Annotated in this window: 23 protein-coding genes and 1 pseudogene; 6 read left to right on the top strand and 18 right to left on the bottom strand. The window is 37.2% G+C overall.

The genetic code is table 11. The annotated features are described in order from the left end of the window. The first annotated feature begins 296 nt into the window (after positions 1-296). From ESV24_RS00640 to ESV24_RS00625, 4 genes and pseudogenes are all read left to right on the top strand, one after another. Positions 297-2,923, top strand: a pseudogene (locus tag ESV24_RS00640) (S8 family serine peptidase). Beyond that, positions 2,920-3,153 (top strand): T9SS type A sorting domain-containing protein, encoded by a 234-nt coding sequence (locus ESV24_RS00635; protein WP_111813427.1) that lies wholly within the window; start codon positions 2,920-2,922, stop codon positions 3,151-3,153. The pseudogene ESV24_RS00640 and the gene ESV24_RS00635 overlap by 4 nt, the downstream one beginning before the upstream one ends. Positions 3,154-3,172: 19 nt before the next feature. After that, on the top strand, positions 3,173-3,880 hold the full coding sequence (locus ESV24_RS00630) for a T9SS type A sorting domain-containing protein (RefSeq protein WP_111813425.1): 708 nt from the start codon (positions 3,173-3,175) through the stop codon (positions 3,878-3,880). A 138-nt stretch (positions 3,881-4,018) separates the two neighbouring features. Continuing rightward, complete coding sequence (locus ESV24_RS00625) at positions 4,019-4,717, top strand: T9SS type A sorting domain-containing protein (RefSeq protein ID WP_111813423.1); 699 nt, start codon at positions 4,019-4,021, stop codon at positions 4,715-4,717. A 102-nt stretch (positions 4,718-4,819) separates the two neighbouring features. On the opposite strand, the gene infB is transcribed toward ESV24_RS00625, so the two are convergent. From infB to rimP, 3 genes are read right to left on the bottom strand one after another with little or no spacing between them, the layout of a single operon-like run. Beyond that, complete coding sequence (gene infB / locus ESV24_RS00620) at positions 4,820-7,606, bottom strand: translation initiation factor IF-2 (RefSeq protein ID WP_111813421.1); 2,787 nt, start codon at positions 7,604-7,606, stop codon at positions 4,820-4,822. A gap of 59 nt (positions 7,607-7,665) precedes the next feature. Then, complete coding sequence (nusA, locus tag ESV24_RS00615) at positions 7,666-8,898, bottom strand: transcription termination factor NusA (protein ID WP_111813419.1); 1,233 nt, start codon at positions 8,896-8,898, stop codon at positions 7,666-7,668. 10 nt (positions 8,899-8,908) lie between these two features. After that, positions 8,909-9,373: a ribosome assembly cofactor RimP gene (rimP, locus tag ESV24_RS00610; protein ID WP_111813417.1), complete on the bottom strand. Its 465-nt coding sequence runs from the start codon at positions 9,371-9,373 to the stop codon at positions 8,909-8,911. A 155-nt stretch (positions 9,374-9,528) separates the two neighbouring features. On the opposite strand from rimP, the gene ESV24_RS00605 reads away from it, so the two are divergent. Further along, positions 9,529-10,350, top strand: coding sequence for a universal stress protein (locus ESV24_RS00605; RefSeq protein ID WP_111813415.1), 822 nt, complete (start codon positions 9,529-9,531; stop codon positions 10,348-10,350). Further along, a complete protein-coding gene (locus tag ESV24_RS00600; protein WP_111813413.1) occupies positions 10,351-10,932 on the top strand; it encodes a hypothetical protein in 582 nt (193 codons plus the stop codon). A gap of 2 nt (positions 10,933-10,934) precedes the next feature. On the opposite strand, the gene flxY is transcribed toward ESV24_RS00600, so the two are convergent. From flxY to ESV24_RS00525, 15 genes are all read right to left on the bottom strand, one after another. Continuing rightward, positions 10,935-12,224, bottom strand: coding sequence for a flexirubin biosynthesis putative acyl-CoA ligase FlxY (gene flxY, locus ESV24_RS00595; RefSeq protein ID WP_111813411.1), 1,290 nt, complete (start codon positions 12,222-12,224; stop codon positions 10,935-10,937). A 65-nt stretch (positions 12,225-12,289) separates the two neighbouring features. Then, positions 12,290-13,951, bottom strand: coding sequence for a C45 family autoproteolytic acyltransferase/hydrolase (locus tag ESV24_RS00590; RefSeq protein WP_111813409.1), 1,662 nt, complete (start codon positions 13,949-13,951; stop codon positions 12,290-12,292). Between the two features lies 1 nt (position 13,952). Continuing rightward, complete coding sequence (locus ESV24_RS00585; RefSeq protein WP_111813407.1) at positions 13,953-14,840, bottom strand: cupin-like domain-containing protein; 888 nt, start codon at positions 14,838-14,840, stop codon at positions 13,953-13,955. A 12-nt stretch (positions 14,841-14,852) separates the two neighbouring features. Then, positions 14,853-16,391 (bottom strand): phytoene desaturase family protein, encoded by a 1,539-nt coding sequence (locus tag ESV24_RS00580; protein WP_111813405.1) that lies wholly within the window; start codon positions 16,389-16,391, stop codon positions 14,853-14,855. Continuing rightward, the gene (locus ESV24_RS00575) at positions 16,388-20,086 is read right to left on the bottom strand and encodes an MMPL family transporter (protein ID WP_111813403.1); all 3,699 of its coding nucleotides are present in this window, start codon (positions 20,084-20,086) and stop codon (positions 16,388-16,390) included. Before ESV24_RS00575 ends, ESV24_RS00580 begins: the two co-directional genes overlap by 4 nt. Next, on the bottom strand, positions 20,079-21,272 hold the full coding sequence (locus tag ESV24_RS00570; RefSeq protein WP_111813401.1) for a DUF2062 domain-containing protein: 1,194 nt from the start codon (positions 21,270-21,272) through the stop codon (positions 20,079-20,081). Before ESV24_RS00570 ends, ESV24_RS00575 begins: the two co-directional genes overlap by 8 nt. Positions 21,273-21,355: 83 nt before the next feature. Continuing rightward, complete coding sequence (locus tag ESV24_RS00565; RefSeq protein WP_111813399.1) at positions 21,356-21,970, bottom strand: hypothetical protein; 615 nt, start codon at positions 21,968-21,970, stop codon at positions 21,356-21,358. 3 nt (positions 21,971-21,973) lie between these two features. Next, on the bottom strand, positions 21,974-22,468 hold the full coding sequence (locus tag ESV24_RS00560; RefSeq protein WP_111813397.1) for a hypothetical protein: 495 nt from the start codon (positions 22,466-22,468) through the stop codon (positions 21,974-21,976). A gap of 68 nt (positions 22,469-22,536) precedes the next feature. Further along, entirely contained in the window at positions 22,537-22,902 is a 366-nt protein-coding gene (locus tag ESV24_RS00555) for an ApeI family dehydratase (RefSeq protein ID WP_111814088.1), read from the bottom strand. 1 nt (position 22,903) lies between these two features. After that, positions 22,904-23,530, bottom strand: a complete 627-nt coding sequence (gene lolB2, locus ESV24_RS00550; RefSeq protein WP_111813395.1) for a flexirubin biosynthesis protein LolB2 — start codon at positions 23,528-23,530, stop codon at positions 22,904-22,906. Beyond that, positions 23,508-24,137 (bottom strand): flexirubin biosynthesis/transport protein LolA2, encoded by a 630-nt coding sequence (lolA2, locus tag ESV24_RS00545; RefSeq protein ID WP_111813393.1) that lies wholly within the window; start codon positions 24,135-24,137, stop codon positions 23,508-23,510. Before lolA2 ends, lolB2 begins: the two co-directional genes overlap by 23 nt. Then, entirely contained in the window at positions 24,130-24,906 is a 777-nt protein-coding gene (locus tag ESV24_RS00540) for a polysaccharide deacetylase family protein (protein ID WP_111813391.1), read from the bottom strand. Before ESV24_RS00540 ends, lolA2 begins: the two co-directional genes overlap by 8 nt. After that, positions 24,900-25,964 carry a beta-ketoacyl synthase N-terminal-like domain-containing protein gene (locus tag ESV24_RS00535; protein WP_111813389.1) on the bottom strand — a complete coding sequence of 355 codons (1,065 nt, stop codon included), beginning with the start codon at positions 25,962-25,964 and terminating at the stop codon, positions 24,900-24,902. The genes ESV24_RS00540 and ESV24_RS00535 overlap by 7 nt, the downstream gene beginning before the upstream one ends. Before the next feature lie 16 nt (positions 25,965-25,980). Next, positions 25,981-26,247 (bottom strand): hypothetical protein, encoded by a 267-nt coding sequence (locus ESV24_RS00530; RefSeq protein ID WP_146743118.1) that lies wholly within the window; start codon positions 26,245-26,247, stop codon positions 25,981-25,983. Further along, a complete protein-coding gene (locus ESV24_RS00525; protein ID WP_111813385.1) occupies positions 26,228-26,812 on the bottom strand; it encodes an ATPase in 585 nt (194 codons plus the stop codon). The genes ESV24_RS00530 and ESV24_RS00525 overlap by 20 nt, the downstream gene beginning before the upstream one ends. Positions 26,813-26,825: the final 13 nt, after the last annotated feature.

Genomic DNA, 26,825 nt, shown 5'->3' with positions numbered 1-26,825 from the left:
GGAACATATTTTTTTTTCTTTTAAGACCTTGGTTTGAAATTCTGCGGCAATTGTTTTTTGCGATAAAATTTTTCCCTTAAAATTTTACTTTTTTATTGTAACTTTCTTCCAGAGTAGGAAAACATTTTTTATCATTTATAAAACCTATTCTTTGTTAATAGATATTTTCATTAAAAAAGGGTAAAACCCTTTTGTAAAACAGGGAAAACCCCCTCCAAAAACAGGGAAAAACTTGTTTTTTATTTAAATATTTTAGCATAATTTTAATAAATTAATTAACTTTAATCGATGAAATTATGAAAACACACGCCCACACTCCCAAGCATTCACTCGCCCACGAAGTTATCATCTGGATTATAGTTGCTTTTTCTTCTGTTTTGCTAACAGCGCAAAATACAGCGGAATACTATCTTGAAATAAAAACTGGATATGATTTAGGCACGATTCAAAAAACTAACAACATTGATGGCACTATTACAATTACTACAAATATTAATAATTTTTCAAATTTTGTAAATACCAAAGAAGTATATCATTTTGATAAAGCTTTTCCCGGTGCTGTATCTTCTATTTTACAGAAAGTCTATTTATTAATACTTGAAGAGAATGAAATTTTTACGGATTTTATGCTTAGAAGTGAAGTTGAAAATATTCTTTTGTTGGAAAAACCAGAATTGGCAGGATTTTATCCAAATGATTATACCGAAATATTATTAGAAAATTTGCCCAATACAGCAATGGAATTAATAAATGCACCCCTTGCTTGGACAATAACCCAAGGAGATCCTAATATACTGGTAGGGGTAGTGGATTCCAAATTCGATTTAAATCATGAAGATTTGATAGGACAAATTGTACTGGATTTAGATGACAGTAGTGGTGGTGTATCACACGGAACAAGTGTAGCTAGTTTGGTGGCAGCAAAAACAAATAATGGAATTGGAATCCCCAGCATTGGGTTCAACACCAAGTTAGTAACAGCTGATCAATATGGGAATTCGAGCAGGGTGTGGCAAGTATCTCAAATTCAAGGTGTAAAGTAATAAATTGCAGTTGGAAAAGTAGTTGTAGTTCTAATCCATATGATAATGAGGTCTATTCTGAAATCGCTTCAAGAAATATTTTGGTTGTAGCAAGTGCAGGAAATGGGATAACTGGAACACATTGTGGGACAGATGGGAATGGATATATGTACCCTGCATCATATGATAGTGTACTTTCGGTTACGAGTGTAGGCAGCAGGTATGATATTGGTTCCACATATTCTCCATATTGGCATAGGTCTTGGAAAGATTGCCATTCTTTTTATCCGCCCTATCCTGAATATGGATCCCATACCCACAATGATAAAGTGGATGTTTGTGCCCCAGGACAATTAGTTATGATGGCAGAAGATGATTATGCAAGCCATCCTTTAGGATATAGAGTAGGAATTGGCACATCAGCATCAGCCCCAATCGTGTCGGGTTTGGCAGCTTTGATTTTTGCGATAAACCCTAACTTGACGGCTTATGAAGTAAAGGATATTATAAAAAACACCGCCGATGATATTTATTCCATCCCCCAAAATCAGTCTTATATTGGCCAGCTGGGCACAGGAAGAATAAACGCCTTTAGGGCGGTAAAGACGGCACAATGTATGTTAAACCCCATCCCCGGCTTGGACCTTGCAATGCAAAATTCCGATTTGGATAATTTTGTAGAGCCAGATACAAATACCGAAATACAATGGCTAAGTGACGATATCTGGGTACGCAACCAAAATGATGGCAGTTATATAGACACCCACCAAAATCCAATATATAATGCTGTAAGCCCCAGTTTTGTATATGTTCGCGTAACAAACAATAGCTGCGAAACCTCTTCCGGCACGGACGACCTAAAACTATATTGGGCCAAGGCAAGCACTGCACTCTACTGGCCAGACCACTGGAACGGCACCCTCTACATGCCAGACCCATCAAATCCAAATCCCGTATTGGCAGGTGATGAAATAGGCACACTTGATATCCCCGTTTTGGGTCCGGGCGAAAGCAAGATACTTGAATTCCAATGGTTGGTCCCAAATCCACAGGATTATGTGGGCATCAATCCAAACCCTTGGCATTTTTGCTTGCTTGCACGTATAGACTCGCCAAATGACCCAATGACCTTTCCCGAAGGGATGATCATAACGGAAAATGTAAAGAACAACAATAATATTGTTTGGAAAAATATGACCGTTATAGAGATGGTTCCCAACATTACATCAGAGATTGGTGGCGTTGTGGCTGTTGGCAATCCCTATGCCTCAAACCACACTTTTGATCTTCAGTTCAAAAAAGGCGATGCCGAACTGGGCAAACCGATATATGAAGAGGCCGAAGTAAGTATTGAAATGGACAACATCCTTTACGATGCTTGGGTACGGGGTGGCAACAGTGCCACCTATGTAGATTCCACAAACGTTCCGAACAAGAAAATCGTAGCGACAAATAATGCAACCTTAAACAATATTCAGTTATATCCCAATGAGATCGGCACCTTATACGTAAGTTTTAACTTCTTGACCAATCAGCTAACCGCCAAAAATAATTTTACGTTCCACGTGATACAGCATGACGCTGCCACTAATGCCGTAATTGGGGGCGAAACCTATAAGGTTTCAAAAAAACCACGACCCGTTTTTGGTGCCGATGCGGGTGACGATGAATCTATAGACAGAAGCGAGAGCGTAACAATAAGCGCAGCCCAAATAAATGAGGCGGCCGTCTATAATTGGTACGATCCCAATGGTAATCTTATTTACACGGGGCCCGACTTAACGGTATCACCCAACGTTACCCAGCTATATAGGCTGGAAATTATTACGGACACTGATGGCTATAAGGACTATGATGAGGTAGAAGTAACTGTGAATCCATATAAACACTTGAAAGCATGATACCAAACCCTGCAACCAGCCAGGCTACCGTTAACTACATTACAGACGAGGCTACTTCTGCATATCTAATGGTGGTTAGTACCGCTACGGGAATATCAAACAATTATATTCTGGACGTTAATGCCACCGCAATTAACCTAAACCTCTCAACATATACTTCGGGCCTTTATTCCGTAGCTCTTGTCTGTGATGGCGAAATTGTGGATTCCAAAAACCTTGCAAAACAATAACCCCATAAATCATTAAATTATGAAAACTCTACTATATTTTTTAGCATTTAGCCTCAGCGCTTTATCCTTTGCTCAAGACCCACAACTTTTTGATAACACTTGGTATCTACAAAAGATAAATATTGATGGTGTAAACTACCAAGCACCGCAAAACAGTGAAATAGATTTTATTCAATTAAACATATATCAAGACGTTTTTGATACTATTGTTTGTTTGGGACTATCTGGCTATCAATTAACAATTTCAAATACAGATATAAACGTATTTGAATTTATAATATTACCCGATGATCCTTGTGTTTTACCCGAAAATAATGATTTTGAAAATCTGTATTACAATGGCTTTTTTGAATGGCAATCAACTAATAAAACCTTCGCATACATAATAGAAGGTCAAGGCAGTGACTTGTCTTTAGTTTTAACAAGCGATTTGGGAAACAAAGCATTTTATGGCAACCAACCATTAGCCACTCCAAATTTTTCCGCCTCTCAATTTTCAGTCCACCCCAACCCCGCAAAAAACAGATTGTATATAAACACTACAAACCCTACAGCTAATCTAAAAATAAAAATCCTAAACATAGAAGGAAAACTTTTAAGCACTCAAAATACAATATTTGAGAAGCAGGTTTCCATAAATGTTTCAAATCTTTCTAACGGCATTTATTTTTTAAATATTGAAGAAGATGATGGGAGAGTGGAAACTAAGAAATTTATTAAGGAATAAGAAGGTAAGCTTTATAAAATAGTTTGCGGTTAAAGCTGATAAGAATACCTAAAAGGTAATTGCTTTGTGCCCTACCAAAAAGGCAGGCAGGCTCGCAATAAAACCTTGCAAAACAACAACCTCTTAATTTTTATAATCATGAGAACATTATTATATATTTTGGCATTTAACATAAGCGCAATTTCTTTTGCACAGGATCCGCAACTATTTGATAATATTTGGTATTTATATGAAGTACAAAGTTCAGATTTCGGCACTTTTTATGATGTTTCCCTTATAAATCCACCCATTTCTCCATCTTTAACCATACCACCAAATTTAAATTATAATGGTGAAGGTGCCTGCAATATTTTTAGCGGCACTTATGAATTTTTACCCCCAGAGGAGTTAAGTTCCATAAATTTTACTGCAACTACAATTGACTGTGGCATACAGCAGCATAATTTTTTCGAAAATGAATATTTTAGTTTTATATCTGATAAGTTCTGGTATACTATTACCCAAGATGGTCAAGGTAAAGTTCTTACACTTGAAAATGGCGTTTTTGGTCATGCAGTTTTTAAAAGCTACTCACTATCCGCATCCAACTTTCAAAAAAATGAATTTCTGCTATATCCCAACCCGGTAAAAAATAACTTATTTTTAAGTTCAGATGAAAATATAGGAAACTTAAACATCAAAATTTTCAACATAGAAGGCAAACTATTAAGCACCCAAAATACAACATTTGAGAAGCAGGTTTCCATTGATGTTTCAAGCCTTGTCAACGGTATTTATTTTTTAAATATTGAAGATGAAAGTGGAAATGTAGAAATAAAGAAGTTTATAAAAGAATGAGTAGTTTTTTCTACATTTAACTAAATGCGGAAAAAGCATGAAATAAAAAACGACCTAAAAAATTAATTCTTTAGGTCGTTTATCTTTTGAAAAAAGATTGAATTATTTCAACTTTTTCTTCACCGCAACTTCTTGGAACGATTCAATAATATCGTTCTGATAAATATCATTATAGTTTTTAACCTGAATACCACAATCATATCCTTTTGCTACTTCCTTCACATCGTCTTTAAAACGTTTCAATGAAGCAAGTTCTCCTGTATAAATTACTACACCTTCTCGAATAAGACGGATGCCAGAGTTTCGGAATATTTTTCCGCTTAAGACCATACATCCCGCAATGGTTCCCACTTTAGAGATTTTGAATGTTTCACGAATTTCAGCAGTTCCGGTAATTTCCTCCTTCATTACTGGTGAAAGCATTCCTTCCATCGCATCTTTTACGTCGTTTATAGCGTCGTAGATGATAGAATAGGTGCGGATATCAATTTCTTCCTTATCTGCAATCTGGCGTGCGTTACCCATAGGGCGAACGTTGAAGCCAATAATAATAGCATCTGAAGCTGAAGCGAGAAGCACATCACTTTCGGTGATAGGACCAACTGCTTTGTGAATTATGTTCACTTGAATCTCTTCGGTTGAAAGTTTCAATAATGAATCTGTCAGTGCCTCCACAGAACCATCAACGTCACCTTTAAGGATGATGTTCAATTCCTTAAAGTCACCAAGTGCAATACGTCTTCCAATTTCATCAAGCGTAATGTGGCGCTGCGTTCTCACAGACTGCTCACGCTGAAGTTGTGTACGTTTTGTAGCTATGGTTTTTGCTTCGCGTTCATCGTCAAACACGTTAAATTTATCACCCGCTTGTGGCGCTCCATCTAAACCTAATACTGAAACCGGGGTTGATGGACCCGCTTCTTTCACGTTATTGCCGCGCTCATCCTGCATTGCTTTTACCTTTCCGCTGTGCTGACCGGCAAGAACGTAATCACCCACTTTTAGGGTTCCGCCCTGCACCAATACTGTTGAAACATAGCCACGGCCTTTATCTAGGAATGCTTCCACAACGGTGCCATTGGCTCGGCGATTAGGGTTTGCTTGTAGCTCTAGCAATTCGGCTTCCAGCAATACCTTTTCAAGTAGCTCCTTTACACCATCTCCAGTTTTAGCCGAAATATCGTGCGATTGTATTTTTCCGCCCCAATCTTCAACCAATAGGTTCATTTGGGCAAGTCCTTCTTTTATTTTTTCCGGATTTGCACTGGGCTTATCTATCTTGTTTATAGCAAAAACTATTGGAACACCCGCCGCTTGCGCATGGCTTATGGCTTCCTTGGTTTGTGGCATGATATCATCATCTGCCGCAACCACGATAATTGCAAGGTCAGTAACCTGTGCTCCACGTGCGCGCATCGCTGTAAACGCTTCGTGACCTGGTGTATCTAGGAACGCTATTTTTTGTCCGCCCTCCAGCTCAACCCCATAAGCACCGATGTGCTGTGTGATTCCACCGGATTCACCAGCAATTACGTTTTCTTTCCGTATGTAGTCCAAAAGCGATGTTTTACCGTGGTCAACGTGACCCATTACGGTAACAATTGGCGCACGGGGCTTAAGATCTTCCGGAGCATCTACATTTCGATCGATAGATTCTTCAATATCTGCATTGACGAATTCTACTTCGTAACCAAATTCATCAGCAACTATACTCAAGGTTTCTGCATCTAGACGCTGGTTCATTGTTACCATCATTCCCAAACTCATACAAGCTGAAATAATTTTTGTAACGGGAACATCCATCATCGTTGCCATTTCACTCGCGGTAACAAACTCAGTAACTTTAATGAGTTTACTGTCTGCTTCTTGCTGTGCTAAATCGCTTTCAGATTTTTGGCGGTGTGTATCACGTTTATCACGACGGTATTTTGCACCTTTTCCTTTTGAGGATTTACCTTGAAGTTTTTCCAAGGTTTCGCGTACTTGTTTTTGTACATCTTCTTCGCTAGGCTCTTCTTTAGGCGTGTTGCTACGCCCTTTTCTGGCTAAACCACCACCACGATTATCTCTAGTGTTCGCGCCCCCTGGAGGCCCATTTTTCGGAGCTTCCTTACTTATGCGACGTCTTTTCCCTTTTTTGTCTTTTTTATCGTCAGCCTTGGGATCCTTCTTCTTTTCTGGTTTTTTAAACTGGGTAAGATCAATTTTTTGACCCGTAAAATTAGGGCCGTTCAGTTTGCGATATTGGGTTGTTACCGTATCTGATTCTTTGGAAGCTTCTGCTTTTGGCTCTTCTATTGGTTCTTCCTTTACGACAGGGGCTTCTTTCACTTTTTCAGCAGGTTTCTCAACCTTTTCCTCTTTCGCAGCTGGAGCAACTGTTTTAGCTTCTTCGGTTTCTTTCTTCTCTTCCTCAGGTTTCTCTTTCTCAGGTTTCTCAACCTTAGGCTTTTCAATTATAACTTCAGGCTTTTCTTCTTTCTTGGCTTCAACTAGTTTTTCTTCAGTTTTCGGCTCTGCTTTTTTGGCCTTTCCGCCATCAAGGTCGATTTTGCCTACTTGTTTTGGGCCATCCAGTTTTGCTTCAGCTTTTATAACGCGGGAAGCTTCCTCCTTCTTCTGCTTTTCTTCAAGCTCACGCTCGCGTTCCAAGCGCAATTCTTCTTTCTCCTTGCGTTTTTCTTCACCTACTTCCTTGGAAGCTACTTTTTTACTCTTGTCGGTTTCAAACTCTTCAAAAAGAACTTCGTATTCCTCGTTGGAAATTTTTGTGGTAGGACGTGCTTCAACTTCGTAACCCTGGTCCTTTAAGAATTCCACAGCACGATCCAACGAAATATTGAATTCGCGCAATACCTTGTTTAGCCTTATCGATTTTACTTCAGCCATAAATGCTTTTTCCTGTTTTGTCTTTTTAAAAAATTTGTATAAAAGTAGTTAAGTTTCAACTACTCTTCAAATTCTTCTTTTAATATATTTATTACATCACGTATTGTTTCTTCTTCAAGATCGGTACGTTTTACCAAATCGTTGATGTCATGTTCCAATACACTTTTTGCGGTGTCTAAACCTATTTTGCTGAATTCTTGAATAATCCAGCCTTCTATTTCGTCAGAGAATTCAGTCAACTCCACATCTTCTTCCGCGCCTTCACGAAGCACGTCTATTTCATAACCTGTCAACTGTCCAGCCAAGCGTATATTGTGTCCGCCACGACCGATTGCTTTACTTACTTCTTCTGGGCGAAGAATTACCTCAGCGCGTTTTTTAACTTCATCAATTTTAACCGAAGTAACCTTTGCAGGGCTAAGCGCCCGCGTTATATACAAGGTAAGGTTACTGGTATAATTAATTACGTCTATGTTCTCGTTGCCTAGTTCGCGAACAATTCCGTGAATTCGAGATCCTTTCATCCCAACACAAGCGCCTACTGGGTCAATACGATCATCGTAAGAATCTACAGCAACTTTGGCTTTTTCGCCTGGAATACGAACTACTTTTTTAACAGTAATCAAACCGTCAAAAACTTCTGGGATTTCCTGTTCAAATAATTTTTCAAGAAAAACTGGTGCGGCACGGCTCATGATAATTGTAGGCTTGTTTCCTTTAAGATCTACACTTTCAATAATACCGCGAACGTTATCTCCTTTTCTGAAAAAATCTGAAGGAATTTGTTTTTCCTTCGGAAGAATTATCTCGTTACCTTCATCATCTAAAAGAATAACGGCACGATGACGAATGTGATGTACTTCGGCAGTGTAAATTTCACCTTCCAAATCTTTAAACTGCTTATAGATAATGGTATTGTCGTGCTCGTGAATTTTCGAAATAAGATTTTGACGCAGCGCCAAAATAGAACGACGGCCAAGGTCAATAAGTTTTACTTCTTCAGAAACGTCCTCGCCAATTTCAAAATCCGGCTCTATTTTTTGGGCGGCCGATAGGGATATTTCCTCATTCGGGTCTTCCACTTCTCCATCTGCAACCACAATACGGTTTCTCCAAATTTCAAGATCGCCTTTATCTGGGTTTACAATTATATCAAAGTTATCATCACTTCCATACTTTTTTTTCAGTGCATTTCTGAAAACTTCCTCCAGTATCGCCATAAGCGTTACTCGGTCTATTTGCTTGTCGTCCTTAAATTCTGAAAAAGAATCGATTAGTGCTAAATTTTCCATATCAATCCAATTAAAATGTTATCATCACTTTTGCTTCCATAATATCTTTATAAGGCAAGGTTGCCTCTTTTTGAACGGTAATCTTTCCTTTACCAACTGGTTTGGGCTCGCGCGCAGACCATTTTAAGGTAAAGTCCTCGTCGTTTACAGCGGTTAATTCGCCTTCAATTTTTTCGCCGTTCTTGGTTTTTATCTTTAGGTTTCTGCCCAAATTCTTTTTGTACTGCCTTGGTAAAGTCAATGGTTCTGAAACGCCGGCAGACATAACCTCTAAAGAAAAATCGTATTCTTCTCTATCAAGATTATGCTCTATTTGACGGCTTACGCCAATACAATCTTCCACTGTAACGCCTTCATCGCCGTCCAGAATGACCCTTATTTGATTGTCTTCAGAAATATTTAGGTCGATCAAAAACAGTGACTCGTTCTCTTCCAGCGCATTTTTCAGCAGTTCTGCTACTTTTTCACGCATCATTTTTAGCTATAAAAAGAGGGGACTTTAGTCCCCTCAGATATTTTCGTATCAAATTCGGTGCAAATATACTATATTTTTTAATATTATAAAAACCAAGGGCAAACGATTTATTTTTGTAATTTAATGCTTCAAAAAAAACTAAACAACCATTATTTATGAAACGTATCCTCGTCCCAACAGATTTTTCCGAACAAGCTGAAAACGCGCTGAAAGTTGCTCTAAAAATTGCGAATAAACACAACAGTGAAATCTTCGTACTCCACTCAATGGAAATGCCACTGCATTTGGCTACCTCAAGTGATTCGGGCAGCCTTCCAGAATCTTTATTTTTTATAAAACTCGCTGAAAAAAGGTTCATTGATCTTAGGCAAAAACCCTATTTAAATGGCATTACACTTAATGAAGCTATTGGCCACAACGAGATTTACGAAGATATTGAAGAGGCCTGCAAGAAAAATAATATAGATCTTATAGTGATGGGTTCCAATGGCGCCAGCGGTTTTAAGGAAATGTTTGTGGGCAGTAATACTGAAAAAGTGGTTCGCACTTCTAAAATACCAGTTCTTGTAATTAAAAATAATCATCAGGAATTTGATATTAAGGATTTTGTCTTCGCTACAGATTTTTCTGAAGAAGGGCGTATTGCATTGAGAAAAGCCCAAAGTTTTGCTGAAAAGGTTGGAGCCAGGATGCACTTACTTTTTGTAAACACACCTGCAGGATTTAAAACCTCTGCTCAAGCCCAAGAAATTATGGAAAATTTTGTTCGCGGAATGGCGGTTGAAAACTACACCCTTAACATTTACAATGATACTGCCGTGGAAAAAGGAATCTTGAACTTTGCGAAACACATCAACGCGCAACTTATTGGTATGGGCACACACGGACGTAAAGGGATTTCACATTTTTTTAATGGAAGCATCAGTGAAGACATGGTAAACCACGCCAATATGCCGGTCATTACTTTTAAAATTTAAATGAAGTATTTTCTTATATCAATACTCTCCTTGTTTCTAGGCTGTAAAAAACTTAACGATAGAAAAGAACCAGCAACAGATTTTGTTGTAGAGAAGCCTCTCGTTATTATAGATAAACACCCTGTACTTCCGAAGGGTGCGCTGAAAGCAGATTTTTTTGGAACCCAAGATTCTATTTATGCCTATGTGAAGCATATTGACACGGTTAATGAAACTACTCGTGTTCAATTTGAACAAAAAAAATTGCCTGAAATAATCATTCCCGAGAGTATTGGCGCCGAACTGCAAGTTATAAAGCTTAAGAATTTTAAAAAAGATGTTCTGTTGGTAAACGCAAAACTTAAGGATACAAATTTTAATGAATATTATCTTTTCGTTTGGAATGACTCTATCTGGACACAACCAGTAAACCGCTTTGCAATCCATAAGAGCAATATGATGGATACTTTAGTGCCAATTATCAATAACCAAAAAGACAGTACGCAACTGCTTCGTTATTATTCGGTTTTTAATATGGACAGAAAGAGCGAGAAAAAATACAGTTGGAAACTCATGCAGGAAAGCGTTCCCATTGAAGAATAATATTATTTTCTTCTATCAATCAACTCAATCGGTTTGCGACTTAATGGCGGGTTACGAAGCGCCTGAATTTCTTCTAAAGTAGCATATTCAATCTTCGGTGCTACGCGTAATTTTGCTCGGAAATGATCTTTTATTTCCAACAATAATTCTTCTGAAATAGAGTCGGCAGCAATCTTTATCAATATTTCATCGGTGCCCAATTCATTGTGGAAAATCTCAATTACATAGTTTTCAATTCCAGAAAAATCATTGAGAATATTATACATAGCAGGCGGATAGAGCGTCGTCCCTTTGTATTTTATCATCTGCTTTTTACGACCCACAACGGGGCCCAAACGCAAAGTGTTTCTGCCACATTTGCACGGTTCATTGTAAGCCTGAACCATATCGCCAGTTTTAAATCTTAACAACGGCATAGCTTCAACGCCCAAAGTTGTTATTGTCAACTCACCTACTTCTCCTTCGGAAACCGGTAAATTATTTTCATCCAGAATTTCAGCAATTATAAGTTCCGGGTGATGGTGGCCGCCATTGTGTATTTCACATTCGTTGAAAGCCGTACTCATTTCGGTGGAAGCGTAAGTTGAAAAAAGTTCAATATCCCAATCCTTTTTTATCTTTTTCGCCAAAATGTTCAATGAAAAATCCTGCTCGCGGATAGGCTCGCCGATGCAGATAACAGCTTTAACGCCCGTGTTTTTTAAATCGATTTCGTGCTGTTGCGCGTATTCAATCAATTTCAAAAGAAAGGACGGAACGGTGATTAAATACGTTGGTTTAAACTTCAAAATGGTATCCCACTGAAGCTCCGGAATACCCGAACCCACGCGAATGATACCCGAGCCCAGTTTTCGCGCACCCAAAAAATACGCCAACCCGGCCATAAAACGGCGGTCCATTGTAGTCATTAACTGCAAAGTATCTTCTTTGCCAACCCCGCAACAAGCAAACGAAATTGCTTCGTTGTAAGCCAAACGTTCTAAATCATTATCGGTCAAAGCAAAAGTTACAGGATCACCCAAAGTGCCCGAAGTTGTTACATAATCTATGATTTCAGATTTGGGAACACAGATAAAATCATTGTTGAATTGCTGAAGATGGTCTTTTGTGGTTACAGGAATTTTCTTAAGGTCTTCCAACGTCTTTATTTCAGAAATATGAATGCTGTTCTCTTTGAAAAAGCGCTGGTAAAATGGTGAATTATTCTCCAAATATCGAAGCATTTCCTTCAGTTTTTCTTCCTGAAAAGTTTTTATTTCTTCTTTGGATGCTTTTTCTATTTCTGGGGTCATTTCTATTTGTTTTCTCTGTATTTTCTGTGCCTTCGTGGTGGATTATAAACCACAGAGGCACAGAGTTATTTTCTTAATTTATGAATGTAGTTTTCAATCTGTTCTTTATCCGGAACGGTGGTTATTTCCTTACTCAGAGCTGTTTCAAAAGCTTTTTTGGCCGCTGCATCATACTTTTTTTCAAAGTAATACTTTCCTGTTAAATAATAGGGTTTCCAATACTCAGAATTTTTTTGTTGCAAAGCGGAAAGTTTTTCTGTGGAAATAGTTTCTCCGCTTTCAATTGCCGTTTCCACTTCCCGCTCCAAAATTCGGTATTCTTCGTAATCTTTGTATTCTTTGGAATGCACAAAAGGATCTTCGGGAATGTTTCGTTTTGGATTTGAAAGGGAAGTTTTTGCAGGGTTTCCTTCTCTATTTCTGAAAATGTCATCTAAATTATACGAAATAAATTCACCAAGCTGATACGGATTTGAAGAAACCCAAACCTCTTTGCTTTCAGGTCTAAAGATAATGCCGTGATGCGCCAAAAGCTGGTTCAAGGCTTTTTCATTTCCAAACCCAATTTCTTTATTATTTAATCCCCCCTTATTCCGAAGTATCGCAACGGCATCAAGAGCATTCATCTTTGTGTCTTCCGAAATAAGTTCTTCCATTCTTTCAAAACGATACATCGAATGGCTTTCGGCAATCCACTTTAAATTTCGTTCGTCGTTTTTATACGCTTCACTTTGAAAATGATTGCTGCAAATCAGTTCATCCATATTTTCAACTTCATAAACACCGAAATTATCCGGTGCAACTTCTATAATTGCAGCTTTTTTATCTTTCGCGCTGCCCACAAAAATGGCTTCGGAAACAAAAACTTCGCGCTTTTTTGCAATGGCAACGGCTTCTTCAATGGTTGAAGCATATTGCAAGATTTCGCGGGTTACAATAGAAATTGGTGTTTTTGCAACCAGCGGAATTTCAGATTTTCCCGCATTAATAGTTACCGTCAAGCCTTGATCGTTCATTCCGGAAACCACACCCATCATTCCTCCCCAAGTAACCGACATAAATTTGTGGCCTTCAGAAGGATTTACGAATGCTATTATTTTTTCTTTGGCAAAATCATCTCCCGCATAAAAGTCGAAATTTCTTCCAATTAATAATTCTCCATCCAGAGTTTTATCGCCCCAAACCGCAAAAGAAGAACAGCCCACGAGCATCAAATCCTTCAATGCGTGTCCAATATCGTGCGCGCCGTGCAGATATAGCAAGCGTAAATATGGTTCGCCAATTTCGCCGAAGCTTGAAGAAGAATATTGCGAAAGTCCGTAGATTTCAGCTTTGTATTCTTCTGGAATATGGAGGTGCATTTTTCGATTATAATACGCCAAAAACTTTCGGAGCAAATACTGTTGCGCTTTTGAAGGCACCAAATCTTCCACTTTATTGAAAAAAATGGCTTCCTGTTTTTGCATCAAATCCTGTGTGAGGCTCCCTGTTATTTTACCAATCTGTAACGGATTTCCTTCCACATAGAGTTCCCATTGGCCCTGTTTATTTTTTGAAAGAAAATTATTTCCAGCAACAAAAGTGGAATCGTTTATTTTTATTTTTTGAGGAATTGTAGCATCATAACTACTAACATCGGGTCGATTATAAAGGAATTTTGAAACGCCGCATGAATTCAGAAAAATTATAAGCAGCGTAAATGCAAAAAACCTTTCCAAATATTTCATTTTAACTATTTTGTTTATTCAGTTTTGCAGCACGTTCATTGGTCTTTCTAAAAGTTTTGTTTTCCTTATAATCTATCCATCTCTGACCAAAAGATTTCCGCATTACATTTTCAAAATTTCGCATAAAAAATACGTTGTAAAGCATATTTCCCAAGCGGTCAAGCTGGCGCGGAAAAGCACGAAGCGTCATTGAAAAACCACCATCCAGATATTTAATAAAATGCCAATAGCCGCTTGGCATATAAAGCGCATCGCCGTGTTTCATCGTTACTTGTAAGCCTTCCAGATATTGCAGCGCGGGATATTTTTTAAAATCTGGATTGTCCAAATCTATAGTTTCCAAATTGTGGACAGCGAACGGTATTTTGTATAAATATTTTGTCTGTTTTGGAGAAAAAAGCATCACGCTTTTTGTGCCGTGAAAGTGAAAATGCACTAAATCTGCCAAATCCATATCGTAGTGCGGCAATACTTTAGACCCCTCGCCGCCGAAAAAAAGTACCGGAAGCCGTTTGAAAAATTTCAAGCCGATGTCTGGATATTCAAAATCCTTTAAAAGTTCGGGCAATTTCACTTTTAGATCGTAAAAGAAAATGCGCAGGTCGGTTGGTTTTGTTTTAATCAATTCAATATAATCTGCCATTTTCATTTTGGTGGCAGGCTCTGCGGAATTTTGTTTGCCTTTCGTGGGCTCATTGTTGTAAAGTGGAACGGTTTGGTCGCCGGCTTGTTGCTGAATATAGTCCAAATTCCACTTTTGAAATGCTGCCCAATTTTCTGTCAACCCTTCAATTAAAACGGGCTTTTGGGGCTTATAATAATTTTCAACAAAATCCTTTTTTGAAATATTCCGAACCTTTTCAATAGGTGATGTTTTGATTTGCCCCATGTTTCAAAGATATTAAGTGATTTTTTCCTCTTCCGTGGTTTTCAATATTTTATCCAGTAAATATTCGCCGCCCAAAATTTCTGAACACGTTACCACGCCACTAATTGTAACGCCCAAAATACCATGCATATTTAAACTCTGCCCAGTAAAATATAAGTTTTTGATTTTGGTACGTGGTGAAACAAAGGACTTCAAAGGATTGTTAGCATCCTTCACATAACCGTACATTGAACCTTTATTACAGCCTATGTAATCTCGGTAGGACAAAGGTGTAGAGGCATAAACCGACTCTATGCAATTGCGAAGATCTGGAAATTTTTTCTCGAGTTCTTTAATTATAATCTCAGATTTATAGGCTTTGAATTCTTCATAGGTTTGGCCCCTATCGTTTTTTTGTGCTGCGGTGTTGAAGGTATTCGCCCATGGTTCCACTTCATCAAAATGCATATAGGTCATCACCGTAATATTGTCGCCATATTCCTCCATATCTTTTTTTATGCCCATGGAAAACATATAGGCCTCGGGCCAACTTTCTTGGGAATAATTATGAACATCCCAAATAGTGCGGTAATCTTTGAAATGATAATAATTGTGATTTCGATATTTAAAGGTATTTGGCTTTAATACTAAATAAAGGCTAAACGCTGCCACTGTACTTTCTATATTATCGATGCGGCTTGCATATGACTTTCTGAAATTTTCATGGCCAATCATTTCGAGCGTCATCTTCGGGTCTACATTTGATATAAATATGTCGCCATATATAGTTTTTCCATTCGCGGTTTGAACGGCCGTAACTACACCATTTTCAGTTTCAAATTTTGTTACTTCGTGGCGTTTGTATGCCTTTCCGCCCTTTTCACGAAGTCGGGCCAGCAAGGCTTTTGTTATTTGGCTTCCGCCATTAATACAGCGGTACGAGCTTTCAATATATGAGTTTACCGAAAGTGCGTGCATATAAAACGGTGTGCGCTCCCCTTCACCCGCATAAAGCAAATTGCTACCGCCCATAACAGCTTTCAGCTTTTCGTTTTCGGTTATGGAATCTATAAAATCCTTTGCTCCTAATTCAAAAAGCGATGTGTTTTCGTAATATGGCTTTCCAAGTTTTAGTCCATAAAGTGGAAAAAAACTACAGGTATCCTTCATTTTTTGGCAATAGGCATCAATAGCTTTTTCCTCTTCGGGAAATTCTTCAAGCAGTGTTTTTTTGAAATTTTCGTAGCCTTGAGCGTGTCTGTATTCTTTTGGATCGTTGTCAAAAGTAATTCTGTCAAAACCATCCTCGTCCATCTTTTTGAGAGTGATATCATCTAGAATATCCAAATACTTGAAATATCTGTAAAGGTTTTGTCCTTCAGAAAGACCGCCAATGTAGTGAACGCCGGTGTCAAAAATAGTCTTGTCCCGCACAAAAGTTTGGAGGTTACCGCCAAACTGTTGGTTTTTTTCAAGCACACAAACGCTGTAACCTTCCCTGGCAAGAATAATCGCCGACACCAGCCCGCCAAGGCCGCTACCGATGATAACTACATCATATTTTTCACTCATTTGGCTGGGTTTCCCGATTGTTTAAAGATACTAATATTAGTATTTGCATACACGTTTTGATAGCCTAAGGTACTAATATTTTCAGTTTGTGAAGAAACACATTCTTTTAATAAAACAATTGTTTTTACGGAAAGATTTGGCAGTTGTTCAAGCAGCTCCAAAACCTTTTTTTCGGAAGAAATAATCAAGGTTTCGATGCTCGGAGGTAAAGTTTCAGAAACAGAATCTTTAAAATGAAGTCTTCCGTATGTTTGGGTTATATAACTATTTTGAAGTATGGTTCGCATTTCTACATCTTCAATGAAACTGAAAATTTGCCTTTCTGGACCATCGAGTGCCAAAAGGAAATCCAACTGTCCAGAATCTTCCGAAATGTGGACAATATTCCCTCTTTTATCAGCGCGACGCATGATTTCAAAGTAACTTTCAGGATTTTCCCGTAAATCCGTTTTTACGTTTCTGTAAAGCGCATCGCCTTTATAACGGTATTCCTCCAAAACAATTCTGTGGAAATATTTAGGACCCTCCATCTCGTCGCGCAGTTTAACAAATTCACTTTTAAAATATGCTCCTATTTGCTTTGCCTGTTGTGTATGATTTTTACCAAGAGAATTATCTTCAGCTTTTATCCGCGGTAAAATTTTAACGGTTATGCTTCCGTCTTTAATAATGGGGCTTCCTTTGGGATTCACGTCGCTGTTTCCGTGAATTAATACTGGCAGAATATCTAAGTTGAATTCATTCGCTAAATAAAATGCACCCTTATGAAAACGTTTTATCTTGTTGCTTTCGCTCCGCGTTCCTTCGGGAAAAGCCATGAGCGAATAGCCCTGTTTTATTTTTTTCTTTAGTGGTTCCAAACTATTCTCTATCCCGCTGGAAACTGGATAAAAATCTGCGCGCTGCACGGCTTTTCCAAAAACTGGCGAATTATAAACCCAATCGTTCACCAAAAAACAAATTTTTGGGTGCAACATTCCAACTGCAAGAATATCGAGAAACGACGTGTGATTCGCAATAATCACGGCAGGTTTTGAGAAATCCTCATTAGTTTCATTAATGACCTTTTTCTTTACAAACGGGTTTGTGTAAAGTACCGATTTCATAAATTTTGAAATCACTTTATGAAACCAGCCCATTTTAATTTTTCTGCTGATTGGCAGTAAAGGCATTAATGTAACGCTGTAAAGTGAAAGACAAATTCCGCCCAATCCGAAGTAACCAAATGAAAACAACGAATGCACAAACATTCTAGGGGTTATAGGGCGTTTTTTACTGCTGCCGATAAAAAGTTTGAATAAAAGCGGCTGTACAGTAAAAGCTGTAATCATTGCTGAAAAAATTCCAATGATGGAAACAATAGAGATTGAATACAACGCAGGATGTTTAGCGAAAACCAAAACGCCAACGCCCAAAATTGTAGTCAAAACTGAAAGCATAATGGAGGTTTTGTGCGTCACCATTACTTTTTGGCCCGTGCGCAATTCCTTTAATAAACCTTTGGTCATAAAAATGCTGTAATCAATGCCCAAACCAAAGATGAACGTGGAAATAATTATATTGAAAATATTAAACTGAATATGGAAAAGCCCCATAATTCCGAGCGTCAAAAAGAAAGTAAGAAATATAGGAACGGCGGTAACCAGTGTGAGTGAAAAGCTTCGGAAGAAGAGAAAAAGTATTAATAAAACCACTATTAAACAATACCCAATTAGGCTATTGAAATCGTTTTTAAGATTGCCCAAAAAAGTTTCGTTCATTTCTTGACGGTCTATTACGAGCGTGTTCGGAATTTCCTTGAAGACATCTTTTATTTGTGAAGCATTGTCATCTTCCAGCTTTATAAGCGTTGTAATTGTAGTGAAATCGGCTTCCGTCGTGATGTAATCTTCTAAAAGCACTGATGGGATTTGCTGATAATCTTCGGGTTTTAGGGTTTCAAAATCTTTATTTAAAAAAGTAAAAAACCTCTCGAAAGTCGTTGGCTTAAAACCACGGATTTCTCCGCTTTCAATTAAACTATTTTTTGTGCTGTCCTTTCGGGTTTCATTCCAAAATTGTTTCCACACTGCAATTTTTTCACGTTGGTCTTTTTGCGAATGCACCAAAGCGCCAATAGAACTAAAACTGCTTATTTTTCCTTCTTCTTTAAGCAATTGCAAGGTTTCGTGGATGGAATCGTTGAGCTGAAGTGTACCTTCCACAGATTTTCCGTAGGTTGCCAAATAAACAGATTTGGAAGAAATATCAGTCAATTCATCCAAATGCTGCATCGCGGCCTTTATTTCCGCAGGTTCATAATTTAATTTTGAAATATCTTTATTGAATTCCACTTTTTGATAGGTAAAAATACTAACAACTAAAACTGCCGCTAAGCCAATCAGCAGCCATTTATTTTTATGAAAGGGATAGTCCGCAACTTTGTCCAAAACGTTGATTTGCTGTTTCCGCGAAAGCGGATTTTTGTAAACTAACGGAATAAAGAAAAGTGCAAAAACCGAAGCTCCCAAAACGCTCACCGCAGCAAAAATTCCCAAATCCTGTAAGGCTTGTGAATCTAAAAACAGCAGGCATAAAAATGCCAAAGCCGTGGTTAGACTGCTCATCAAAATAGGCTCGGTTACGTCTTTATAAAGACTTTCCAGCGTTTCATTGTTACGGATGTGCGTTAAAATATGAAGTGAATAATCCAGCGTCACGCCCAATAAAACCGAGCCGATACCCAAAGAAATAGCCGAAATTTCTGCGCGAATTAAATAAAGCAAGGCAACGGCAAGCAGCCCGCCAAAAACAGTAGGCACAAACAGAATTATAGGTACGTAAAGTTTTCGATAGAAAAAGATGAAAACTAAAATGAGTAGCGACATTGCAATGCCCACGGTAAACTGAATATCACTCTTTATCTGTTGCGCATTGGCAACGGCAATGAGTGCCGCACCAAAATACTCGCTGCTTACTTTTCCGGAATACTTTTGATTCAGTGAATTTTGAAGGGAATAGAGCTTTTCAGCGAAATCACTGTTTTCAGCAGTTTCACTACTTGCAAATTTCGGACTTATGAAAAGTAGAATGTTTTTTTCGTTCTTACTCACCAAAAAACCGTCTTTCAAAATAAAGTCATCTGCAACGCCGAGTTGCCGCAGTTTCTTCAAAGCGATGAAAGAGAGTCCCAACGGATCTTTCAGAATAACCTCTTTTGAAACAATGCCCGATGGTGAAATAAGCGTTCGGTAATTTGTTTCGGTAATTGCAGAAATACTATCTTTTTGAAGTTTTCCCGAAATGATTTTATAATCTTGTTTGTCTAAAAACAGCGGCAAGTTTTCATACACAAAATTCATCGTTCGCTGTAAATCATCCTCGTTTACCTTTCCGCGAATGTTTTTGATATATTCTCCAGAATTGACTTCCAGACTATCTAAAAATTCCGTTGCGTATTCGGTAAGATTATCAGCTTCAGCGGAATCGCTTCGGTGAATGTTTACAATAATTTTATCTGTGAAATTGACAGTTTTGAGCACCTTTTGAAGATCTTGAGAATCCTCGTTTATAGGTATCAATTTAGAAATATCTTCTTCAAAACGAATTTTTGAAACCAAAAACACAAGCCCCAAAAGCACCAAAAGCAGTAACAATGCACTGCCTATTTTATTCTTCAGAAGAAATTGATGCGTTTTAAAAAACCAGTTACCCATTATCGAGAATCTTTTTCCGTTCAAACAACGTCAAGAAAACGTAGCCAAATAACCCGCAAAAAACCGCTGCGGTGACCGAAAGTGCTAAACTACCGACAATATAGGATTTTAAATATTTCACGAGCTCCATACTTGGATCAATTTCGCTCACGGAGAGTACAAAATTCTCGCCCAAAATCCAACTTCCCAATTTTAAGCTGAAATATAGGATTAGGGGTATAAAAGGCGGAAGGCTTACGTTTGAAAAAGCAAAAGCAATTACTTTGTTCAAATTTAAGAGCAATGCCAAAAAAATAACTGCTATGGTATGAAAACCCCAAATTGGCGAAAGACCAATAAATACGCCCAAAGCAATGGAGAAAGCCTTCTTTTCGACAGAATCATCACTGCCCAAAAAGTCTTCCATTATAAACCGCTTGAGACCTTTTTTTTTTAGTTTTCTGAAAAGATTTCGAGGTTTTATGTATAGAAAAGTGACGAAAACGAACCAAGTATTTAAAATGCTAATACGCGTGAAATCCTTAAACGGGCGGAAATGTGAAACTCGATTTTCCATTTCGTAATGAACTTGGATTGGAATGTTTTTCACTTCAATGCCACTCCAAGCAGCTTTTACGATAGCTTCTATTTCAAATTCAAATTTGCTAGTGTAAAATTTTAACCTTTTCATAGCAAAAAGCGGATACAATCGAAAACCAGATTGTGTGTCCTGCAAGCGCGTTCCAGTTTCTACCCAAAACCAAAAGTTGGAAAACTTGTTGCCAAAGCTACTTTTTTTTGGAACACCCAATTGCGTCATGTTACGTGCACCAATAAGTAAAATTTCCCTGTTTGCATCATTCTCCAAAACTTCAATAAAAATGGGAATATCTTCAGGAAAATGCTGCCCATCGCTATCAATCGTGATTGCATAGTGATAGCCCAGACTATCGGCGTGCTGAAAACCTTGTCGTAGGGCGTTGCCCTTGCCTTTATTTTTTGAAAGATGAATTTGCTGAATTTGTGGAAACCGAACTAGAATTTCAGCAGTGGAATCTGTGGAACCATCGTTCACCACAATCACATTTTCGGTGTAAACCAAAACGCCTTCAATTACCTGCTGCAAGGTCTTGTAATTATTATAGGTAGGAATAATTACGCAACATTTCAGGGTTTTGAATTTTTCTGAAATTAGTTTTTGGTTCATTTGGGAATTTGGTTCTCTGTGTTCTCTGTGCCTCTGTGGTTAAATTTGCACCACAGAGGCAAAGAGGGTACAGAGCAAATATATTATTTATCTTTTTGGAAAAATTGATTGTATCTCTTTAAAGCATCCAACAATAATCGTCCATTGTCATGGCCTTTTACAAGTATAACTAATTTTATTCCATCTCTATTTTCTCCATATAAGACTCGCGGAACATATACATTAATATAGCATATTTCATTTCCTCTTTTTGATAGATTGTGGAATTCACATTCGGCTGTAAAATCAAACAATCTATACTTCTCTGATATTTCATTTGTCTCAATATCTCTACGCGATAATTTTAAATATTTATCTTCAAAACTTGATTGATATGCATTATCACCGTCTCTTTCGAATGCAAAATCATTTATGCTTTGAACAATAAAAGTTTTCGTTTCTTCTATTGACATTGCTTCTATATTTTCTTTATCTGAAAAATTAAGAGAAGTACCATTTTCAAAAACGACCTCTTTTAGTTTGTTGATTTTTGCAATAAAAACAGGTCCTTCGAGATTATCGAATCGTAGATAAGATATTTCGGAATCCGTAATTTCTTTAACTTTTGCTTCTATTTTATCTCCATCATTCATTACAATTATATCTTGGGAAAATGCATTTGTAAAGAATAATAAAAAAATAATGTAAAAATATTTCATGATTTATTGCAAATTTTTTTCAGATTCATCAAAATTTTCAGACGTCATCACAAAATCTTTCACAATTTGCTTTAATTCCGCGGAAGAAATTGATGCGTAATTTTTCAAAACAAACTGTTTGTCATCCTCAATATTTTTATGATAACCCAAAAACCGAGGCGAATTTTCTTGCACACTTAAACGAAGGTAACGGATTTCAATATTTGAAGACTCCGCTTTTACTGCACTTTCAATTAAAAAAACTCCTTCTTTAAAAAACTCTTTTTTGTCTTTTTTTGATTTGGCAAATTTTGCTTTCAGCGTTAAAACCGCGCCTTTATAAGCCAGCAAAACGGATTTGTTTGAAGAAGTTACTTTTGCAAGCTCTCCATCAAGTTTATTAGTGATTTCAGTACTTTCCACTGCTTTTGGATATAGCGTGCGGATTTCTTTTAACTCTTGCGCGCTTCCTATAATTGAAAATAAAAGCGCACAGAAAATAAATAATTCCTTAAACATACATTTTATCTTTTAACCCAAACCTGACAGGTTTTAAAAACCCGTCAGGTTTAGAAGCCGTTTATTTCTTAAACAATTTCAAAAGTAGCGCTCAACTTAAGCGCTACGGTTTCATCGAAAGAAGATGTGTTTTTTACTTTCACTTCGCCATTTTCTTCAGTAATATCAATAACAATCTGCAAATCGGGATTTTTTTCAGGGTTGATAATCGCCATAAATTTTATGTTTGAAGAAACGGACAAAAACAAATTTTTTCCCGTTGCTTCCTCAGTCAGTTCCTTTATAATTTGAATCATACAAACACCTGGCATTACAGGGTTTCCGGGGAAATGCCCTTTAAAAATAGCGTGATCTTTGTTTAAATGGACTTTTACCAAAATGCCTTCGGCTGTCTTTTCGGTGGAAATAACTTTATATAATCCTTCGATGAGCATATTATTCTTTTTTGAATTTTTCCAAGTCAATTGTTAGCTTGATATTGTTGTGTTTTATAGCAATAGTTTGGGCTATACCCGCTTCGGCAGAAGTAAAATCTATTGTTACTTTTTCCCTTGATTCTGTCGTATTTACAATCTTTTCCAATTTTTCGGACTCGTCTTCCAAGAAATAAAAATTGAATCTTTCATTAGATTCTGTTTTGTATATCCTTTGATTTTTCGATTCATAAACCGACAAAACCTTAGCGCTTTCGTTTACCAATACCCTAAAATCATCCTGCAAAATATCGATAATTAGTTTTTTGTCTAAATCTTCTACTATAAAATGCTTCGTAAAAGTTTCACCTTCAAACTCAAAATCAAACAGCTTGCTGCCGAATTCAGTAGTAAAAACAACACGATGGTTTGCTGGTCCAATTTTTTTTATGATTAATATTCCGCCAAAATTCTTTTTATAAACTTCAATTTTCGCCTTGTACACATAATCAATATTGGCATTCGAAAAATAAGGGTTTTCAACCTCCATTCGATTGAAGTGTACCTGTCTTAATCCCTCAGTTGTTTTAAGTGAACATGAAGTCAGAACAGCTATAATTAAAAGACTAATTGCTAAAAATCGAATCATTTACTGCTGTATTTAATGTGCGATTATTGAAGACTATTTTGGTGAAATCCTGCGATGGTTCTACCATTTTCACTTCATAAACTTGTGCGTCATCTTTATTGAAAAGTAACTCAAACGAAGCTATATAACCCGCTATTTTCTTGTCTTTCGGTATAAAAACAGCTTTATAATATTTTGAAGATTTAAAAAACGAAACCGTAAAATCTGCATCGTTAAACATATTTCCTTTCACACTGCTCACAATTAATTGGTTCAGTTTTTTGAAAAGTTTGCTGTTTCCAATATCTACTTTACTTTTTGTGCCTCCATCGTTAATGAGCAGTTGGTCTTCCTTAAAAATCACGCTGTATTGGTAGGGATTTGTGTATTCCCATTTTACTAAATTAGGTGCTTTAAAAACCATTTTTCCAGAAGTTTTCACATCATCCGCCAAAAAATCGAGGTGCTTGTATTGTGTAAAATCAGTTTTAATGGTTTGGGTTGTTTTCGCGGAAGCGATTACTTTTTCTTTGAAAGAGGTAATTTCAGAAGCACTCATTGCAGTTTCCTGCGCTTGAATTGAGCTGCCAATAAAAATAAAAAATAAAAATAAAAAATAATTACGCATAAGCTTCAATTTCTAGTAAGCGGTCCACCGGAACCGACTGCAGTTTGTGCGAGGGCAAAGTTAACAATAACTGTTCCAATACGGCAACGGTTTTTGCGCTGCTGTCGTGAAGTAAAATTATATCTCCCTTTTTTAAGTTGGAAGTAATTCGTTTGAAAATTTTTTCTTCGGAAAGGTTTGTCGTGTCCAAGCTACGTTTGCTCCAACCAATTGAAAAATGTTCCGTGTTTTTCAACGCTTTTTTAATATTTGGATTGGTTACACCGAAAGGTGGACGAAACATTTTCAATTCCTTTCCAGTAATTTCTTTCAAAACTGAATTTGTTCGGTTCAATTCAGCAACTACTTTTTCGGAAGAAAAAAATCCGAAATTCTTGGAATGTGAATACGAATGGTTCCCGATAGTATGGCCTTCCTCAATAATTTGGCGAACTATTTCCGGATTCTTTTCGGCGTTTTTTCCAATCAAGAAAAAAGTTGCTTTGGCGTTGTGAGTTTTTAAAAGTGATAAAACTTTTGGTGTAAAATCTAGGTGTGGGCCATCGTCAAAAGTGATTGAAATGTGGTCTTCAGAAATTTTATAATTGTGATTAAAAGAATTAAAGTGATAGTTCAATTTAATTTGAAAAGAACCAATTACAGTAATCAAAACCCAAATAAAAACAAACAGAATGTAAAGCCAAGCAGGAACATCGCCGAAGAAACCTGCGAGCAGTAGTCCAAAAAAGACTACTAAAGCCAGGGCGTTTATGGTATAAAATCTCAACATTTTTTTAGTAAAACTAGGCTGTGGTTTTGACCTCGGTATTGATTGTAGCAAAGAACCATTTTTATTTTTGTAGAATCTATTTCGTTGATTTTTACAATTTTTGGAATGGTTTGGGTCTTCAGCATTTTTGATGCCAACCAAACCCCAAAAGCAGAAATAGTATTGTTTTCGCCAACCAAATGTTTGTAAAAAACCTGTTGGGTTTTACTGAATATTCCTTCAGAAAGTTGGTTGTAATAATTGTCAAAATCCACATCGCCGTTGTTTCCAAAAACAACAACATCAATATCGCTAATCATCAAATTGTTTTCTTCCAAAAAGTTTTCAATGGTCTTGGAAACCCTTTCTTTTTTCAGGGTATTGAATGTTTCCAAAGCAACTAATTCTGCATAACAACTTTGCTTTTTTTCGTTGGAAACAACAAAAAAATTGGCTCCTTCGCTAAAAACGGCACCTTCGGTTTTTGAATTTAACACTTCAGAAATAGTAACTGGCTCAGGTTTTATGTGATTGATTACTCGGTGAACCTTTGTAGTATGTTCTCCCAATTCTTCAACACCTCCAACCAAAATATGCTGCGCTTCGTTGGTTTCAAGTTGCATTTTTGCATCCAACAAAGCAGATTCAAAGGAAATGGCCGAATGCACGTATGTAAAGTTGTAAGCTTTGCATTCCATCCCCAAAGCAATCTGTCCTGCAACAGTGTTGTGCGTACTTTGGATAAAAGAGGTTGGCGTTAAATATTGTTCGTTGTTGTCAATAATGGCGCCGACAAATTTTTCGGAATCTATCATACAGCCCATTCCAGTACCTGTAATAATAGCGTCAACGGTTTCAATTCCTGCTTCATTCATCGCGATTTTTGAAGCAACCACGCCCATTTTTATGCCTTTTGCCATTCGGCGGGCAGCGGCGGGCGGAATGTATTGTTTGTAATCTGGATCAACTGCGAAAATAACTGTATCGTTGTAATGGGTTATTTCATCCAAAAATGTACTGTTATCAAAAGTTTTTTGGGGCGAAATGGAAGCGATGCTGTTTATGTATACTTTCTTCATTCTTATTTTTACATCTCTATTTTTTTTCTTTCTTGTGGGTTTTTTCGGCGGGTTCGTTTACCAATTGGATTTTTTCTTCTGTTTTATACGACTTGGCTTTTTTTGATTCCTTCAGTTCTCTTTCCACTTCATCAGCAGATATTTCCACGATTTTACCCTTTCGCTGAAAAACAAATGGTGTGTTTTTGTATTTTTTGAATGCGATGAGCTTTTGAAAAGAAATTTTCAAACCTTTTTCTATTTTTTGGCTCAGTTCGGTCAATTCATCTTTTTCCTTCATCATATTTTTCTTTTAAAAAATTCCACGTTTCTAAATTCTCGATTCGCTCTTCTTTTATATCTCCTTTTGCAATCGTTTTTTTAAATCCGTTCTCCGAATTATCGATAAAAATCCATTTATCAACAATCGGTTTAAAGATACCGAAAAAGTTTTTCAAACCGTTTTCATAGCGTCTTTTAATTACGTTTGGAGGAATATTGTGCCCACCTTCCTCAACCCGGGTTTTAACTCTTTTAAGGGCTAATTCTGGCGACTGCAAATAGAAAAAAAGCAAGGTTACTTCAAATCCGCTTTTTTGAGCTTCAATGACAAAATTTTTATAACTTTTGGTTGACAGGGTGGTTTCGAAGGCGAAATTACCTCGTGTTTTTATCAACTCCCTAATTCTTTCCAACATAAGCCTACCAGCTTGAAATGAACTTTTATCGGGATTGAATGGAGATAAGCCTTTTGCTATTTCATCTGCATTTACAAACTCGTTGCAATCTAAGATGTCGGGCAAAATTGTATAAGATGCCGTTGTTTTTCCGGCTCCGTTGCAACCCGCAATAATAAAAAGTCTTTTCATCGGAAATTGCTGG

Origin of the sequence: Aequorivita lipolytica, assembly GCF_007997135.1 — a bacterium.
GTDB classification, from domain to species: Bacteria; Bacteroidota; Bacteroidia; order Flavobacteriales; family Flavobacteriaceae; genus Aequorivita; species Aequorivita lipolytica.
The sequence above is the reverse complement of the archived record's forward strand: the minus strand, read 5'-3'. Positions and strand labels throughout refer to the sequence as shown.

Bases quoted from the DNA above. Each gene is read 5' to 3' on its own strand.
- ESV24_RS00635 (WP_111813427.1), top strand. From the start codon at position 2,920: ATGATACCAAACCCTGCAACCAGCCAGGCTACCGTTAACTACATTACA.
- ESV24_RS00630 (WP_111813425.1), top strand. From the start codon at position 3,173: ATGAAAACTCTACTATATTTTTTAGCATTTAGCCTCAGCGCTTTATCC.
- ESV24_RS00625 (WP_111813423.1), top strand. From the start codon at position 4,019: ATGAGAACATTATTATATATTTTGGCATTTAACATAAGCGCAATTTCT.
- infB (WP_111813421.1), bottom strand. From the start codon at position 7,606: ATGGCTGAAGTAAAATCGATAAGGCTAAACAAGGTATTGCGCGAATTC.
- nusA (WP_111813419.1), bottom strand. From the start codon at position 8,898: ATGGAAAATTTAGCACTAATCGATTCTTTTTCAGAATTTAAGGACGAC.
- rimP (WP_111813417.1), bottom strand. From the start codon at position 9,373: ATGATGCGTGAAAAAGTAGCAGAACTGCTGAAAAATGCGCTGGAAGAG.
- ESV24_RS00605 (WP_111813415.1), top strand. From the start codon at position 9,529: ATGAAACGTATCCTCGTCCCAACAGATTTTTCCGAACAAGCTGAAAAC.
- ESV24_RS00600 (WP_111813413.1), top strand. From the start codon at position 10,351: ATGAAGTATTTTCTTATATCAATACTCTCCTTGTTTCTAGGCTGTAAA.
- flxY (WP_111813411.1), bottom strand. From the start codon at position 12,224: ATGACCCCAGAAATAGAAAAAGCATCCAAAGAAGAAATAAAAACTTTT.
- ESV24_RS00590 (WP_111813409.1), bottom strand. From the start codon at position 13,951: ATGAAATATTTGGAAAGGTTTTTTGCATTTACGCTGCTTATAATTTTT.
- ESV24_RS00585 (WP_111813407.1), bottom strand. From the start codon at position 14,840: ATGGGGCAAATCAAAACATCACCTATTGAAAAGGTTCGGAATATTTCA.
- ESV24_RS00580 (WP_111813405.1), bottom strand. From the start codon at position 16,391: ATGAGTGAAAAATATGATGTAGTTATCATCGGTAGCGGCCTTGGCGGG.
- ESV24_RS00575 (WP_111813403.1), bottom strand. From the start codon at position 20,086: ATGGGTAACTGGTTTTTTAAAACGCATCAATTTCTTCTGAAGAATAAA.
- ESV24_RS00570 (WP_111813401.1), bottom strand. From the start codon at position 21,272: ATGAACCAAAAACTAATTTCAGAAAAATTCAAAACCCTGAAATGTTGC.
- ESV24_RS00565 (WP_111813399.1), bottom strand. From the start codon at position 21,970: ATGAAATATTTTTACATTATTTTTTTATTATTCTTTACAAATGCATTT.
- ESV24_RS00560 (WP_111813397.1), bottom strand. From the start codon at position 22,468: ATGTTTAAGGAATTATTTATTTTCTGTGCGCTTTTATTTTCAATTATA.
- ESV24_RS00555 (WP_111814088.1), bottom strand. From the start codon at position 22,902: ATGCTCATCGAAGGATTATATAAAGTTATTTCCACCGAAAAGACAGCC.
- lolB2 (WP_111813395.1), bottom strand. From the start codon at position 23,530: ATGATTCGATTTTTAGCAATTAGTCTTTTAATTATAGCTGTTCTGACT.
- lolA2 (WP_111813393.1), bottom strand. From the start codon at position 24,137: ATGCGTAATTATTTTTTATTTTTATTTTTTATTTTTATTGGCAGCTCA.
- ESV24_RS00540 (WP_111813391.1), bottom strand. From the start codon at position 24,906: ATGTTGAGATTTTATACCATAAACGCCCTGGCTTTAGTAGTCTTTTTT.
- ESV24_RS00535 (WP_111813389.1), bottom strand. From the start codon at position 25,964: ATGAAGAAAGTATACATAAACAGCATCGCTTCCATTTCGCCCCAAAAA.
- ESV24_RS00530 (WP_146743118.1), bottom strand. From the start codon at position 26,247: ATGATGAAGGAAAAAGATGAATTGACCGAACTGAGCCAAAAAATAGAA.
- ESV24_RS00525 (WP_111813385.1), bottom strand. From the start codon at position 26,812: ATGAAAAGACTTTTTATTATTGCGGGTTGCAACGGAGCCGGAAAAACA.